Source organism: Dongia sp. (genome assembly GCF_041910485.1).
In the GTDB taxonomy this organism is placed as follows: domain Bacteria; phylum Pseudomonadota; class Alphaproteobacteria; order Dongiales; family Dongiaceae; genus Dongia.
In genome coordinates, this window is the sequence record NZ_JAYRQR010000062.1 from 227,039 (window position 1) to 241,957 (window position 14,919).

A 14,919-nucleotide genomic window follows, 5' to 3' on the forward strand; every position below is an offset into this window, starting at 1 on the left:
TCAGGAATGTCTTGGTTAATAGAAAGTTAAGATGATAGGTTTGCTGTTAGGAATTTAAATGTGAGGGGAACGGGGACGCGCGACCCAGCCAGCTGGCGTGCGTTGGGACCTGGAATTCTCGACCAAGGGGCGGGGCTGTGCCACCGAAGCAGTTTTGACGGAATTCGCGCCCGGATCGGCGGAATCCTGGCTGGGTAAGCGGTCAGGCATCGGACGGAGCCTGGGAGCCCTGCTCCTGGGTGGAACAACAGTGGCGGGGCTGGGATGGCTCGGCCTTTCCGGCCATATCTCAGGCCCTGGTGTCTTGGCCATCGGCGCCGTGGCCGCCAGCGGATTTCTCGGCCTCTCGCTCGCTGCAAGGCAGCGTGGCGCACCGGCGATCCTGGCCGATGCCATCATCGAACGGGCACCCACCCTTCTCATCGTCACCGACCCCAAAGGACGGGTCCTGCGCTTCAACCGCGCCTGTGCCGACCTCACCGGCTATTCGCCGGCAGAGCTCGATGACAATGCGCTCTGGGGACGACTGGTGCCCGCGGAGGAGCAGAATGCCGTCGCCCGCGCCGTCGACGCTCGCTCAACCGCCCCATTCCCCCGCATCAACGAGAATCACTGGATCACCAAGTCCGGCGAGCGGCGCCTGCTCCGCTGGACCTGCTCGGATATCCGCGATCGGCAAGGCCGGCTCAGTGCGATCATCGCAGCGGGTGTCGACGTCACCGACCTTCGGCGCTCGGAAGCGACGAATGCCCGCGCCACTCTCGCCCTGAAGCGCGCCCAGCGTATCGCGCGCCTGGCGCATTGGAGCTGGGTCCCCGCGGCACCGAGCGAAACGCGCATCACCGACGATCGGTCGGGACGCTATATCTATGCACCGGAAGCTGCCGACATCTTCGACGTCTCAGTCGAACGGCTCGATCGCGGTGACGACGACGGCTATGCCGCCCTCATCCATCCCGCGGACCGCACCCATGCGATGCGGATCTATCGCGACTTCCTCGCCTCGGACCGCGATCAGCTCAGCCAGGACTACCGCGTTCGCCGCGCGGACGGCGACTTCCGCCATATTCGCGTGATTTCGGAGAAGCTGCGCAACGCCGCCGGCCAAATTACCGAACTGGTCGGCACGGTGCAGGACCTCACCGCCATCCGCCGCGCCGAGTTTGCTGCCCAACAAGTGCAGACGATTCTTTCCGCCGCGCACAAGCTGGCCGGCATCGGCTATTGGTTCCGCGACGAGGCCGGCTTCGATCTGGCGCGCGAGGTGCCGGAAACCCGTTTCCACTATTCCGCCGAAGCGCAGGCGGTGAGCGGCGTCAGCGAAGCGGATATGCGCGCCATGTCGGTCGACGAATTCGTCGATCGTTTCGTGCATGTTGCCGATCGGACCCAGGTGCGCCGGGCCTTGCAGCGCTTCCGTGACGGCGAGACCGATCATTACACCGCCGAATACACCTATCTGCACCCACAGCATGGCGAGCGGGTATTGCGCGCCATCGCCATACGCGAGCGCGATGGCGATGGCCGGCCGCTCCACGCCACGGGCCTTATCCAGGACATCACGAATATCCGCCGCGGCGAAATCGCCCTGCGCGATTCTGAACGCCAGTTGGAGGCTGCGCACCATCTGGCCCGCCTTGGCTATTGGTCGTGGCTGAAGGATGCCGATAGCGGCACCTTGAAAAGCGCTATCTGGTCGAAGGAAGCCGCCAGCATCACGGGCATCGATAGTGCCACAGCGGAAGCGGCCATGCTCGACGGCACGTTCGAACATCGCTTCCCGCATCCCGACGACAGGCTGCGCCTGATGCGGGCGATCAGCGAATTGCATGACGGCAAGCGCAACGGCTACGATCTCGACTACCGTCTGCGCCGTGCCGACGGGCGCGAAATCTGGCTGCGCTCACTCGCCGAAACGCTGAAGGATGATGAGGGGCGAACGATCGGGGCTTTTGGCGTCCTGCAAGACATTACCGAGCGCAAGAATGCCGAAGCCGATCTGCGGCGCGCCCATCTCAGCCTTGCCAATGCCCAGCGCATCGCCCATGTCGGCAACTGGTCGCGCAGCATGGCGACCAACGAGGTCGCCTGCTCGGACGAAGTCTACCGCATTTTCGGGCTGGAACCAGGCAGTACCCCCTTCACGGTCGACTTGATGCTGTCGCTGGTGCATCCCGACGACCGCGCCAAGCTGATGCGCGATATCGGCAACACGATTGCCAATCCGGCACCCTTCCTCAGCGAGCATCGCATCATTCTGCCCAATGGCGCGGTCAAGACAGTGCGCCAGCAGGGCGAAGCGCTGCTCGATAGTGACGGGCGACTGGTCCGTCTCGAAGGCATCGTCCTCGACATTTCCGATATCAAGGCGCGTGAGGAAGCGCTCAACCAGGCGCGCATTCGCGCCGAGATGGCCGATCGGGCCAAAACCGAATTCCTCGCCAATATGAGCCACGAGTTGAGGACGCCGCTCAACGCCGTCATCGGCTTCTCGGACGTTCTGGCGCAGCAGATCATGGGACCGATACCTTCCGTCTATACGGAAAGCATCGACGCCATTCGCACCAGCGCACGACATCTTCTTGAAATCATCAGCGACCTTTTGGAAATGTCGCGGATCGAAAGCGGCGAACGCCATCTACAGGAATTCCCGTTTGACGTACGCAATGCCATCCACGAATGCGGCCGCCATTTTTCCGCCCAAGCGCAACGCGATGGCATCATCTTGTCCATCGACGACACGGGGCGCCTGCCCGCACTTATCGGTGAAGAGCGAGCCTTCAAGCAGGTTCTCGGCAATCTGCTGTCGAACGCCCTCAAATTCACGCCGCGCAATGGCCGCGTGACCATTACGGCAACCAATGACCCGGATGCCGGCTTGCTGGTCGCCGTCAGTGACACGGGGAGCGGCATCGCTCCGAAGCTGCTGCCGAAATTGGGGCGCCCGTTCGCCCAGGGCGAAACGAGCCTCACGCGCCGCTATGGCGGCGTCGGCCTTGGCCTTGCCATCAGCCGGCGATTGATGGACCTGCACGACGGACGATTGGAGATTACGAGCGCCCCGGGCGCCGGCACGCGGGTCATCATGATCTTCCCACCCGAACGCGTTTTGTCAGAAAACACCCGTTAGCCGGCCGCAGCAACCTCGCGCCGCAAATCCTCACCGACCAGAGTCTCTTTTTCAAGAAGCTGTTGCGCCAGCCGTTCAAGAAGCGCCCGCTTTTCTGCGAGGAGCTGCGCGGCGCGTTGGGAGGCTCTATCGACGATCGTCCGCACGGCTATATCGATCTCGCGCGCCGTCTCTTCGCTGTATTGACGCGCTGGCGCAAATGGTTGCTGGGCTGGAGCAAGAAAACCCTGCGGCGCTTCATCCAGCGCCACTTGTCCGATCCCCTCATGCATGCCAAATCGCGTCACCATACTGCGCGCAATATCGGTCGCTTTCGCGAGGTCATCGGCGGCACCCGTCGACACGATGTTGAAGATCAGCCGTTCAGCCTCTCGACCACCGAGAAGGACAACCATGCGGTTCTCAAGTTCCTCGCGCGTCATCAGATAGCGATCTTCGGTAGGCCGCTGGATCGTGTACCCCAGTGAGCCGATGCCACGCGGAATGATCGATACTTTGTGGACGCTGTCATTGCCGGGCAGTGACAAGGCGAGCAATGCATGACCGATTTCGTGATGGGCGACGATCTTCCTTTCCTGGGGGTTGAGCAGGCGATTGCGCTTCTCAAGTCCCGCGACAATGCGCTCGATTGCCGCCGTGAAGTCCGCCATCGTGACATTCTCTCCGCCACGACGAGTGGCCAGCAAAGTCGCCTCGTTGACCAGATTGGCCAAATCGGCCCCCGTAAAGCCAGGCGTCAGCGCCGCGATCTCATCAGCCGAAACCGATGCATCAAGCTTCGCCTTCCGAAGATGTACGTGGAGAATCTGCACGCGTCCCACGCGATCCGGCCGATCGACGAGGACCTGCCGATCAAAACGACCGGCGCGCAACAGGGCTGGATCGAGAATCTCCGGCCGATTGGTGGCACCCAACAGGACGAGACCCTGGGCCGGATCAAAACCGTCAAGCTCAGCCAACAATTGGTTGAGCGTCTGTTCCTTCTCGTCATGACCGCCGCCGAATGGAAAAGCGCCGCGCGCCCGTCCCAATGCATCCAGTTCGTCGATGAAAATGATGGCCGGGGCACTGGCCCTGGCCTGTTCGAAAAGATCGCGAACGCGGGCAGCACCGACACCCACAAACATTTCGACGAATTCAGAACCGCTGATCGAGAAGAAGGGGACGCCAGCCTCGCCGGCGACAGCCCGGGCCAGCAGCGTCTTGCCCGTACCCGGCGGCCCAACAAGGAGAATGCCTTTCGGCATGCGGCCGCCAAGCCGCCCATATTTTGCTGGGTCCTTCAGGAAATTCACAATTTCCTCAAGCTCGGCCTTGGCTTCGTCAACGCCCGCCACATCCGCAAACGTCACCTTCGTATCCGTTTCGACGAATACCTTGGCGCGGCTTTTGCCGATCGTCATGAAACCGCCACCGAACCCAGCCTTGTCGGCAAAGCGGCGAAAGACCAAGGCCCAGATACCGAAGAAGATCAGCACGGGCGCAACCCAAGAAATGATCGAACGCAGCAGCGTGTCTTCTGTCGCGCCCGTCACTTGCACGCCTTGCGCGGTCAGTTCAGCAGCAATGGCCGGATCGACGCGGGTCGTAACGAATGTGCGCACCTTGCCGGTCGGGTCTGGCTTTAGGTTTCCCTGAATGTGATTTTCCGTGACGGTTACTTCGGCGATTTGCCCATCGCGCAACAGCTTCTGAAACTCGCTGTATGGCAGGATTTCGGTCGCCAGAAATTGTGCCAGGAAATATTGCAGAGCAAAGACGCCAAGGACGGCGACGACCACATACCACGTATGCAGTTGGGCTTTCTTATCCATGATCCCGACCCGATCTGAGCGATACCAGGGCGCAGCATGCTGCCCAGAAGTCGCACGGTCAAGCCAGGGTCACCCGCCTTACTCGACAGTTACGCTCTTGGCGAGATTGCGCGGCTGATCGACATCGGTGCCCTTGGCAATCGCCGCATGATAAGCGATGAGCTGAACGGGAATCGTGTAGAGGATCGGGGCAACATAGGGGTCGACCTTGGGCAGTTCGACCGCCGCCATCGCCTGATGGCCGAGTTTTCGCACACCATCCGCATCCGACAGAAAGACGACACGCCCACCGCGCGCCATCACTTCCTGCAGGTTGGAAAAAGTCTTGTCGAAAAGATCGTCACTGGGCGCCACGACGATGACTGGAACATTTTCGTCGATGAGAGCGATCGGCCCATGCTTCATTTCGCCGGCAGCATAGCCTTCGGCGTGAATATAGGAGATCTCCTTGAGCTTCAGCGCGCCCTCGAGTGCGACCGGATAAGCCGTACCGCGACCAAGGAACAACACGTCCCTGGCTTCGGCCACCTTGAGCGCGATTTCCTTGAGATGAGCATCGTGATTCAGGATTTCAGCGACACGGGCCGGCACTTCGGTCAGCGCGGTTGAGAGTTCCGCCTCGCGCGCTGCATCAATGGCACCGCGCGCGCGTGCCGTCGCCAAAGCCAAGCAAGCCAAGACGACAAGCTGCGTCGAGAAAGCCTTCGTCGAGGCAACGCCGATTTCAGGCCCCGCCAGCGTATGCAGAACGACATCGCTCTCACGCCCGATTGTGCTTTCGGGCACGTTGAGGACGGCAATGATCTTCTGCCCCTGCGACTTGCCATAGCGCATGGCCGCCAACGTGTCCGCTGTTTCACCGGATTGCGAGATCACCAGCATCGCGCCATTGGGGTCCATGGGCGCCTGGCGATAGCGGAACTCGGACGCGACATCCAGTTCGACCGGCAGGCGCGCAACACTTTCCAGCCAATATTTGGCAACGAAGCCGGCAAGATAGGCCGTACCGCAGGCAACAATGGTCAAGCGGCTGATCTTCGCGAGATCGACCGGCAGAGGCGGCAGTTCGATGCGCCGCTCCAACGGATTCATGAAGGCCTGGAGCGTGTCGCCGATGACCGTCGGCTGCTCGGCAATTTCCTTCATCATGAAGTGGCGATAGTTGCCCTTGCCAATCAGGGCACCGGATAGTGCCGTTTGCTTGACCTCGCGATTGACGCGGCGCCCATCATTATAGACCACGGCACCATCAAGAGAGAGAACCGCCCAATCGTCTTCCTCGAGATAGCAGATCCGGTTGGTAAAGGGCGCCAGCGCCATCGCATCCGAGCCCAAGAACATTTCGCCGTCGCCATAGCCGACAGCCAGCGGTGAGCCACGGCGGGCGCCGACCAGAATGTCCGGCCGGTCGGCGAAGAGGATCGCCAGGGAGAAGGCACCATGCAGGCGACCCATCGCCCTTTCCATTGCCTGTTCCGGGCTGTGGCCATGTTCCAGATAGTGCGTGAGAAGATGGGCTACGACTTCAGTGTCGGTGTCGGTGGTGAACTTCTTGCCAAGCTGCGTCAGTTCATCGCGCAATTCCTGGAAATTCTCGATGATGCCGTTATGGACGATCGCGACCTTATCAGTCGCGTGCGGATGCGCATTCTTTTCCGAAGGCCGGCCGTGGGTCGCCCAGCGCGTATGCCCGATGCCGATCGTGCCGCTGAGCGGCTGCTGATCCAAAATGGCGCCGAGATTGCCGAGCTTGCCTTCTGCGCGGCGCCGGTCGATGCGCCCGTCGACGAGTGTCGCAATGCCCGCGGAATCGTAGCCGCGATATTCCAGGCGCTTCAGCCCGTCGAACAGCAGAGGAGCCACCTCGGCCTTGCCGATAATGCCGACGATTCCGCACATAGTTCCCGAACTCCTCGATCAGCCGCTTACTTGCGGGCCTTGTCTTGTTTCAGTTTCTGTCGCTGGGCGCGGAAGTCCCGCGCCCGCCCGGCCCGCGCGACCTGTTCACCGCGCGCGACTGCGATCGCATCCGCGTCGACATCACGGGTAATGACGCTGCCGGCGCCGACGATGGCGCCGTCGCCAATGCGCACAGGAGCAACCAATGCCGAATTGGACCCGATGAAGGCGTTTTCCCCGATCACTGTCCGCGCTTTCAGATAGCCGTCGTAATTGCAGGTGATGGTACCGGCGCCGATATTCGACTTGGCGCCGATATCGGCATCGCCCAGATAGCTCAGATGATTGGCCTTGGCGCCAGCACCGACGATGCTGTTCTTTACTTCGACAAAATTGCCGATGTGCGCATCGGGCCCAATCTCGGCGCCGGGACGCAGTCGGGCAAATGGACCGATGACGGCACCGCGCGCGATCTTTGTCCCTTCGATATGGCAGAAGGAGCGAATTTCAACGTCGTCAGCCACCTCAACGCCGGCCCCGAACACCACATTCGGCCCGATGACGACATCGCGGCCAAGGCGCGTGTCGGCCGCGAAGAAGACTGATTTCGGGTCGATGAGTGTCGCCCCCTCGTCCATCGCGGCCAACCGGCGTTGGTCCTGATAGAGCGCCTCGGCGATCGCCAGTTCGGCGCGGCTGTTGACACCCATGAGCTCGCCTTCCGGCGCCTCGACAACGGCACAGGATCGTCCATCGCGCCGCGCGAATTCGACGATGTCGGTGAGATAATATTCGCCCTTGGCATTCTTGTTGTCGATGCGATCGATCAGCGGCCATAAGGCCTTCCCATCGATCGCCATCACGCCGGAATTACACAGGGTGACGGCGCGTTCTTCGGCATTGGCTTCCTTCCACTCGACGATCCGGTCGAGATGACCGGCGGCGTCGAGGATGAGACGGCCATATTTCGCCGGATCGGCCGGGCGCATGCCGAGAACAACGACGGCCGGATTGTCGGCTTGGGACCGGCGGGCAACCAGAGCCTCCAGTGTCGCCGTCGAAATGAAGGGGCTGTCGCCATAGAGGACCAGGACGGTTCCGTTGAACGTCCCCAGTGCCTCCCTGGCGCAGCCGACGGCATGGCCGGTCCCCAACTGCTCATGCTGGACCGCCGTCGACAGGGGGGCCACCTCCCGTGCCACCTGATCCATCCCAGGTGCAATGACCACAACTTTCGACGCGCTGCCGAGGGGTGCCAAATTGGCCAAGACATGCCCGACCATCGTGCGCCCGGCGATGCGGTGCATCACCTTGGGCAGAGCCGATTTCATGCGGGTGCCCTTGCCGGCGGCAAGAATGATGGCGGCGGTTGGCTGAGAAGCTACGGACATGAACGCGTCGTTCCTAATTTTGCCGGCCGCCGATGGCACCGGCCCCCACTTGCGATGCCCGGGAAAATGCCATATCCACCCGCAGCAATCCAACCCCTTCCGGCGGGGCGAGCCTCGCCTGAAAATACGGGCGAAATGGGCGGAATTATGGCGTGGCGACGATTTATTGTGTTTGATCTGGACGGCACGCTGATCGACTCGGCCCCGGATATCGCCGATGCGGTCAACGGCCTGCTGGCAGAGCTGGGCAAGCCCGCCCTGGCCCTTGGCGCCATCAAAGGAATGATCGGTGACGGGGCGCCGGTACTGTTGGCCCGGGCACTCGCGGCTTCGGACATCGGCACGGCCGCCGCCGAACTGATGCCACGCTTCAGGACTTTCTATGAAGCAGCCTCGACCCGGCGGACGACGCTCTACCCGATGGTGCGGGAAACGTTGGAAGGTCTGCACCGGGCCGGGCGACACTTGGCTCTTTGCACCAACAAGCCCAGCGCCGCGACGCGCCTGGTCATGGACCATTTCGGCCTGTCGCCCCTGTTCCGCTGCATCATCGGCGGCGATTCCATCGCGGAACGAAAACCGGCGAAAGAGCCGCTGCTGGCCGCCATCGCCGGCGCCGGCGGCGATCCCGCTCAGGCACCGTCAGAAGCCATTATGGTGGGTGACAGCCATACGGACCTGATGACGGCAATAGCCGGCAATGTGCCAGCGGTGATCATCCCATCAGGCTATGGCCGCCATGCGGAACTCAGCGACGGCCCCTTTCAGCAGATCGGCCGCTTCGCCGATCTGCCGGCAACCTTGCGTCAACTCGATCAGAACTGAACGTCAACCAGATCGAGCACCATCAGCCCCAGCGCATTCTGCGCCTCAATACGAACCGGAATGGCCGGCAACCCAGTCACCGCCGGCGCCAACCACAGGCGCGCCGATTGCGGATAGAATTGCGACTGCTGTGCCGCATTCGAAAAGCCGTTGATCAGTTGCGGCTCAGCCCGGCATTCCGTGGCCGAGCCGTCGTAATAGGATTGCTGCAGCGGATTGAGGTCGACGAAACCGGCCTGCGCCAGCGTCAGGTCATAGCGGCGCACACCGTCGAACAACTTGTAGGTTCCGTTGCACTGGTGCGTCTTGGCAAAATTCGCCACCATCGCCACGATGGCACTCGCTGGATCCATCGTGCCGTTGGCAAAACCTTGCGCCGATGCCTCCTGCGCCTGCCTAGTGAGCGGACGCGCATCGATACCGACCTTGCCACCCGCGCCATAGGTAAGGGTTACCGCTTCCTGCCGCCCCATGACGTGGGAGACCGAGCTGAACTGATTGGGTGCCGCCTTCTGGTTCTTCAGGGCCCCACTCGCAGCAATGTTCGCGGCGTAAGGGTAAAGGAGCTTGAAATTCCCGGCCGTCGCCCCGTTCGCAGAGATGCTGTAGGCACCGTTGCCGGGAACAGCGCCCGCCGGCAATGTCACGGTCGTGCTGAGCGTAAAGACGGGAAGGCCTGCCATGTAGCCGGCATAGGTCAGCTGTACGGGTTTGGCCGCCCGGGCCGGTCCCGGATCACCCGCCAGCGAGACCAGGGCGGCGGCAATCAGTCCCATTAAGGCCCAGCGACGGCAGAGAGCGGCAGTTCGGCAAATCATTGGGGTACCTCGGATATCCATTCAGGCGGTTAACCATCAACTCGACCGCTTGCCACGTCCTGTCAAGGGCTTGAAGCCGGCGCTCACGCCACAGTGAACCGGCCGGGGATTGGCGACGGTTGGGCAGCGGTTTGAATTGACACCGCCCGGCGCGGCAGCTAAACAACGCGCCCAGACGCCAGCGGCCAGCTCTCGACCGGCCGCAAATCGCAACGGCGGGTGCGTAGCTCAGCGGGAGAGCACTACCTTCACACGGTAGGGGTCACAGGTTCAATCCCTGTCGCACCCACCATTCCCAGCGCAGATATCCTCCCCATTTGCGGGCCTTTCAATAGTTCGCAACCAGAACAAATCGCCAATCGGCGCGGGCAAGGGCCCGCGAACGAAACGGGGACGCCCTTTCGGACGCCCCCGTGCAGTCGATCTTCTTGTGCTGTCGAACCAGAGCAAGATCAGACGAAGCTGAAATTGTCCTGGTGCAGGGCCGCCAGCTTGGTGCCGATCAGGGTGACCTGATTGTCGCCATCGAGCGTGATGGTGACGTCGTCGTCAACCTGGGCAGCGTGAGCCATCACGTCGGCGAAGCCGGTGAAGACCCCGTCGGCAAACTCGATCACATCGGCGCCGTAATCGCCGAAGTCACTGATCGTGTCCTTGCCGAAGCCGGCGGCGAACACGAAGGTTTCGGCGCCGCGGCCACCGGTCAGCAGGTCGCTGCCGATGCCACCGTCGAGCACGTCGCTGCCGTAGCCGCCGTCGAGCACGTCGTCGCCGGCACCCGCAACCAGGCTGTCATTGCCATACCCGCCGCTGAGATCGTCGTCACCGGCTCCGCCATCGAGCGAGTCATTGCCATACCCGCCTTTGACGGTGTCGTCACCCGAGCCGCCGGCGAGGCTGTCATTGCCGTAGCCGCCGTCGAGCACGTCGTTCCCGGCCTTACCGGTCAGGACATCGTTGCCATAGCCGCCTTCCAGCAGATCGTCGCCGGCTCCACCATTGAGCGTATCCGCCCCTGAGCCGCCAACCTGATGCTGGTCGGGTGCCTCGCCCACAAAGGCGAAGGAATTCTCGCCGATGTCGCCGAGGTTCACACCGACCAGAGTGATGGCGTTCGCCCCGTCCAGGGTGATGACGACGTCGTCGCCCACCTGCTCGGCGTGATCCAGCACGTCCTCGGCATCGCCGAACAGCGACCGATCGAAGCTGAGCGTATCACCGGCCTGGAAGTCGGTGATCATGTCCGCGCCGAAGCCGCTCTGGTGATAGAGGAACACGTCGTCGCCAGCGCCGCCGGCGAGTTCGTCCTGACCCGCCCCACCGTCGAGAATGTCGGAAGCGTTGCCGCCGTCGAGGACGTCATCACCCTCGCCGCCGGCAAGATTGTCGATTCCCGCATCGCCCGCCAGCACGTCGTCGCCAAGACCGCCTGTCAGCGCATCATTGCCTTCGCCGCCGTCGAGAATGTCGTCACCCTCGCCGCCTTCGATGACATCAGCTCCGGCGGCGCCGTTGAGGATATCGTTGGCGCCGAGGCCCTGGATCAGATCGTTGCCGCCAGCACCCTCCAGCACATCGTCATCCGGCGTGCCGATGAGAACGAGGTCGCCCGTGCCGTTGTCCTCAACCGTGAAGTTCCAGGCAGTCGGATCGTCGATGCCCGCGAAGGGATTGCCGGTGCCGAGCCCATTATTGCTCGTCCCCTGGACGGCGATATTGTCGATGGCCCACCACCAATCGTTACCACCATCGATGACACCAAAGCTGATCACCGCGCTGGTGGCACCCGCGGGATTGTTAAGAGCGAAGGTGATGTTCTCGTTGGTCGCATCGGCCTTGAAATCCGGATCGGTGGGATCCGAGGTCCAGCGCATCAATTCGATCGGCGCGCCGCCGTCGAATGACACGGTCAGGACGGCCTTCTGGTTGTCTTCCCGCCGCCAGCTGGAGTCGAAGGTGACGGTAGCCGTGCCGGCCTGGATGCCGGTGAGGTCGATGGCTGGTGTCTTCATGTAGGCGTTGAACAGATTGGGATCGATATTGGTGGCACCGTCATCATATTCGTCGGGATCGGCCACCATGACCGTGCCGCTGGCATTGGTGAAGTTCGCCCGGCCCTGATTACCGGCCGAGTTGATCCAGGAGTTCTTGTCGAAGAAAGTCCAACCGTAGAACTCCACCGGACCGCCCGCGGGCGTCGTATTTTCATGGGTCCAGCCGACCGGCGGAGTCGCGGTGAAATCGGTGCCGTCGCCGCCGCTCTCGGTCGGGCTGACCAAGGGCTGCAGGGTAAGTCCTTCGAAATCCTCAGTGAAAAGCGTGACGCGCTGGGCGGTATCGCGCAAGGCGCCCGGCTCGATCGCAACATAATACTCGACACCCGGCTCCAGGTCGGCCACCGGATCGATGGTCACGATCTTGCCGTTGATCGTGACATGGTTCGACGTCACATCGATGGTCTCGGCGATGCTGCCATCGTCGACCCGCTTGATCAGAATGTTACCGGTACCGGCCAGCACATTCTCGTTGAACTCGATCACCAGATTGCTGTCGGGGGTCACATCGACGGCGCCGTCGACCGGTTGCAGGGCGACAATTTCCGGCGCCGTGGTATCGGCATCGGTCGTGAAATTCCACGTCGTCTTGTCCGAGATGCCCTCGAAGGCATTGACGCCATCGGTGAAGGCGCCCGGCTCGATCACGACGTAGTAGTTCGTTTCCGGCGCGAGATTTGCCGGCAAGTCAATAGTCGCGACATCGCCGGAAATGGTCACATGGGCCGAATTCACGTCGACCGTCGCGACCACGCTGTCGTCCGACGTCAGTTTGACGATGATGTTACCGGCGCCTTTATGCATATCCTCGCTGAACCGCAACGACAGGTTGGAATCGATGTCGATGCCCGCAGCGTCATCGACCGGCGACAGAATCGCCTCAAGTACCGGGGGAATCGGATCGGGGGCGCCCTGCAGAAGGGAGCCGCTCTCCAGCCCATTCGGCGACAGCGAGAAGGGGATGTCGAGGTGATCCAAGATCGTCGCGACGATGGAGGTCTGCGGCACCGGGTCGTCGAAAGTCGCCAGATCTTTGTTCGCCGCGATAAATATCCGACGCTCCGACGTGGTCTGCCCGCCATGCGAGCTGCCGGTCAAGGGATCGCGGCCATGATCGGTGGAGACGATGATCAGCCAATCCTCGTTCGGATTTGCCGCTTCGCGCGCAGCGACAGCGGCCATGATCTCACCTACTTGGTTAGAAGCGGTGATCAGCGCATTGTCATAGGCATCACCGAAGCCGGAGGAATGGCCGGCACCGTCCACATTGTCGAGCTGCACGAAAGTGAAGTCGGGCGCTTCGTTGTTGATGAGGTTGACGACCGTGTCGGTGACGGCCTGGTCCGAAAGGCCACTCGACACATAATCCACGATCGCGGGATCGTCCAGCAGGCCCATTTCACGGGCAAAATGACCCGTGTTGATCGGTGCCCAATGGACGACAGAGGCCATCGTCGCATCGGGAGAGGCATTGTTGATGTACTCAAAAATGCTGGTCACGTCGCTGGCGATCGGCTGGTTGTTGTTGCTCGAAACGCCGTGCTGATCGTCCCACACACCGGTCAGCAGGGTCGACCAGCCGGGACCGCTCGACGTGCTCTGCTCCGCCTCCGTTCCCTGGACCCCGCCCGCATATCCTTCCACGATGTCGAGGCCGAGGATTTCTTCCGCTTCACCCTTCAGACCCAGGAGCATCATCTGCTCCAATTGCACACCATCGATCCCGATAAAGATTGCCTTCTGTACCATGACTTCCTCCTTGCCTGAAACTCGCCGCCGGCGAGCGAACTCTTCGCCCCGCGATGCGGTAGGCCGGGATGCTAGGAAGCGTCGATGACAGGTCACCTACGTGCGCGCTGCATAAGCCATTGAAACTTGCGATGCCCGGTATCTCGCGCAGAGATAGCGGGCCGTTCGTGATCTTGGTTCGGTTGGCACTGGCAAGCGAAAGGCATTTGGAACCGTCACGTTGCCGCAACCGAACGGAGACACAATACGATTATATTCTGGACATGAGAGCCACGAGTGCGCTCCGCGCCGGAGAAGGGCGAAGCCTGGAAGTGGGAGACCTGAACCTTGTCAATGATTCAGCTTCGCGCTTTCCACTTCGTCGCGGTAGCCGGCGGATTTTCGCGGGCGGCCCGCGAAATGGCCGTCAGCCAATCCTCACTTTCCGCCCAGGTTCGACAGTTGGAGGCAAGCTCCGGATTGAGTTTATTCAGGCGAAAGCCGCTTGGGGTCGACTTGACGCCGGATGGCCATATCCTTTTCGACGTGACCAAGCGCCTGTTCGCGGCTGAAGCAGAGGCGCGCGCGATCCTGCGCAGTCGCCGCCAGGGAGGCGGCCACCTTCGCGTGGCTGCCGACGCAGCATTCCATTCCGTCCAGATTCTTGCCAGCCTGAAATCCAGCCGACCCGACCTGACCTTCACACTTTCAATCGGCAATTCAGGCCATGTGATCGAGCAGTTGGTGAACCATCGCGCCGACGTCGGCATAACAGCACGGCGACCGCCAGATCCGCAGTTGCACGTCCGGCCGATCTTGTCGATGCGGATCGGGATATTTGTCCCAGCCGGTCACGAATGGAGCGCACGAGACGAGATATCCACCGCGGATCTCGCTGGCCGCACAATCGTCCTCCGCGAAAAGGGGTCCGTCACTCGTGAAACCTTTGAGTCTACCCTGGCCGACCATCGTGTGGCACCTGGGAGCATGATCGAGGTTTCGTCGCGAGAAGCAGTCTGCGAAGTCGTTGCGGCTGGCCTCGGCATTGGCATCATCGCTGATCGCGAGATCGGCCATGACTCCCGTCTCCGATTTCTACCGCTATCGGACAGCGACCGGACGGTCGACGAGTATGCAGTCTGTTTCGTAGAGCGATGTCGCATGCCAATTGTGCGCGATTTTCTCATGAGCGTTTCGGCATTATCGCATGCGTAGTGAGCATCGAGCCGAAGTCGGACAAACAGCCAAGAAGATGTGCCC

General features: G+C 61.8%; 8 protein-coding genes and 1 tRNA gene. 4 read left to right on the plus strand and 5 right to left on the minus strand.

The annotated features are described in order from the left end of the window. Positions 1–97: 97 nt before the first annotated feature. Positions 98–3,130 (plus strand): PAS domain-containing protein, encoded by a 3,033-nt coding sequence (locus ACE3PP_RS20685; protein ID WP_374385194.1) that lies wholly within the window; start codon positions 98–100, stop codon positions 3,128–3,130. Here the strand turns inward: ACE3PP_RS20685 and ftsH are convergent. From ftsH to glmU, 3 genes are all read right to left on the minus strand, one after another. Further along, positions 3,127–4,944, minus strand: a complete 1,818-nt coding sequence (gene ftsH, locus ACE3PP_RS20690; RefSeq protein WP_374385195.1) for an ATP-dependent zinc metalloprotease FtsH — start codon at positions 4,942–4,944, stop codon at positions 3,127–3,129. The genes ACE3PP_RS20685 and ftsH overlap by 4 nt on opposite strands. A gap of 78 nt (positions 4,945–5,022) precedes the next feature. Further along, positions 5,023–6,843, minus strand: a complete 1,821-nt coding sequence (gene glmS, locus ACE3PP_RS20695) for a glutamine--fructose-6-phosphate transaminase (isomerizing) (protein ID WP_374385196.1) — start codon at positions 6,841–6,843, stop codon at positions 5,023–5,025. A 26-nt stretch (positions 6,844–6,869) separates the two neighbouring features. After that, on the minus strand, positions 6,870–8,234 hold the full coding sequence (glmU, locus tag ACE3PP_RS20700; protein ID WP_374385197.1) for a bifunctional UDP-N-acetylglucosamine diphosphorylase/glucosamine-1-phosphate N-acetyltransferase GlmU: 1,365 nt from the start codon (positions 8,232–8,234) through the stop codon (positions 6,870–6,872). Positions 8,235–8,402: 168 nt separating this feature from the next. Here glmU and gph point away from each other — a divergent pair, with 168 nt between their 5' ends. After that, positions 8,403–9,059, plus strand: coding sequence for a phosphoglycolate phosphatase (gene gph / locus ACE3PP_RS20705; RefSeq protein WP_374385198.1), 657 nt, complete (start codon positions 8,403–8,405; stop codon positions 9,057–9,059). On the opposite strand, the gene ACE3PP_RS20710 is transcribed toward gph, so the two are convergent. Then, complete coding sequence (locus tag ACE3PP_RS20710) at positions 9,050–9,835, minus strand: DUF3108 domain-containing protein (protein WP_374385199.1); 786 nt, start codon at positions 9,833–9,835, stop codon at positions 9,050–9,052. The genes gph and ACE3PP_RS20710 overlap by 10 nt on opposite strands. 259 nt (positions 9,836–10,094) lie before the next feature. Between ACE3PP_RS20710 and ACE3PP_RS20715 the strand changes: the two genes are divergently transcribed. Next, positions 10,095–10,169: transfer RNA gene (locus ACE3PP_RS20715), tRNA-Val, on the plus strand. Positions 10,170–10,329: 160 nt separating this feature from the next. Here the strand turns inward: ACE3PP_RS20715 and ACE3PP_RS20720 are convergent. Next, positions 10,330–13,680, minus strand: coding sequence for an Ig-like domain-containing protein (locus ACE3PP_RS20720; protein WP_374385200.1), 3,351 nt, complete (start codon positions 13,678–13,680; stop codon positions 10,330–10,332). A gap of 333 nt (positions 13,681–14,013) precedes the next feature. Between ACE3PP_RS20720 and ACE3PP_RS20725 the strand changes: the two genes are divergently transcribed. Beyond that, positions 14,014–14,874, plus strand: a complete 861-nt coding sequence (locus ACE3PP_RS20725; protein WP_374385201.1) for a LysR family transcriptional regulator — start codon at positions 14,014–14,016, stop codon at positions 14,872–14,874. Positions 14,875–14,919 lie beyond the last annotated feature (45 nt).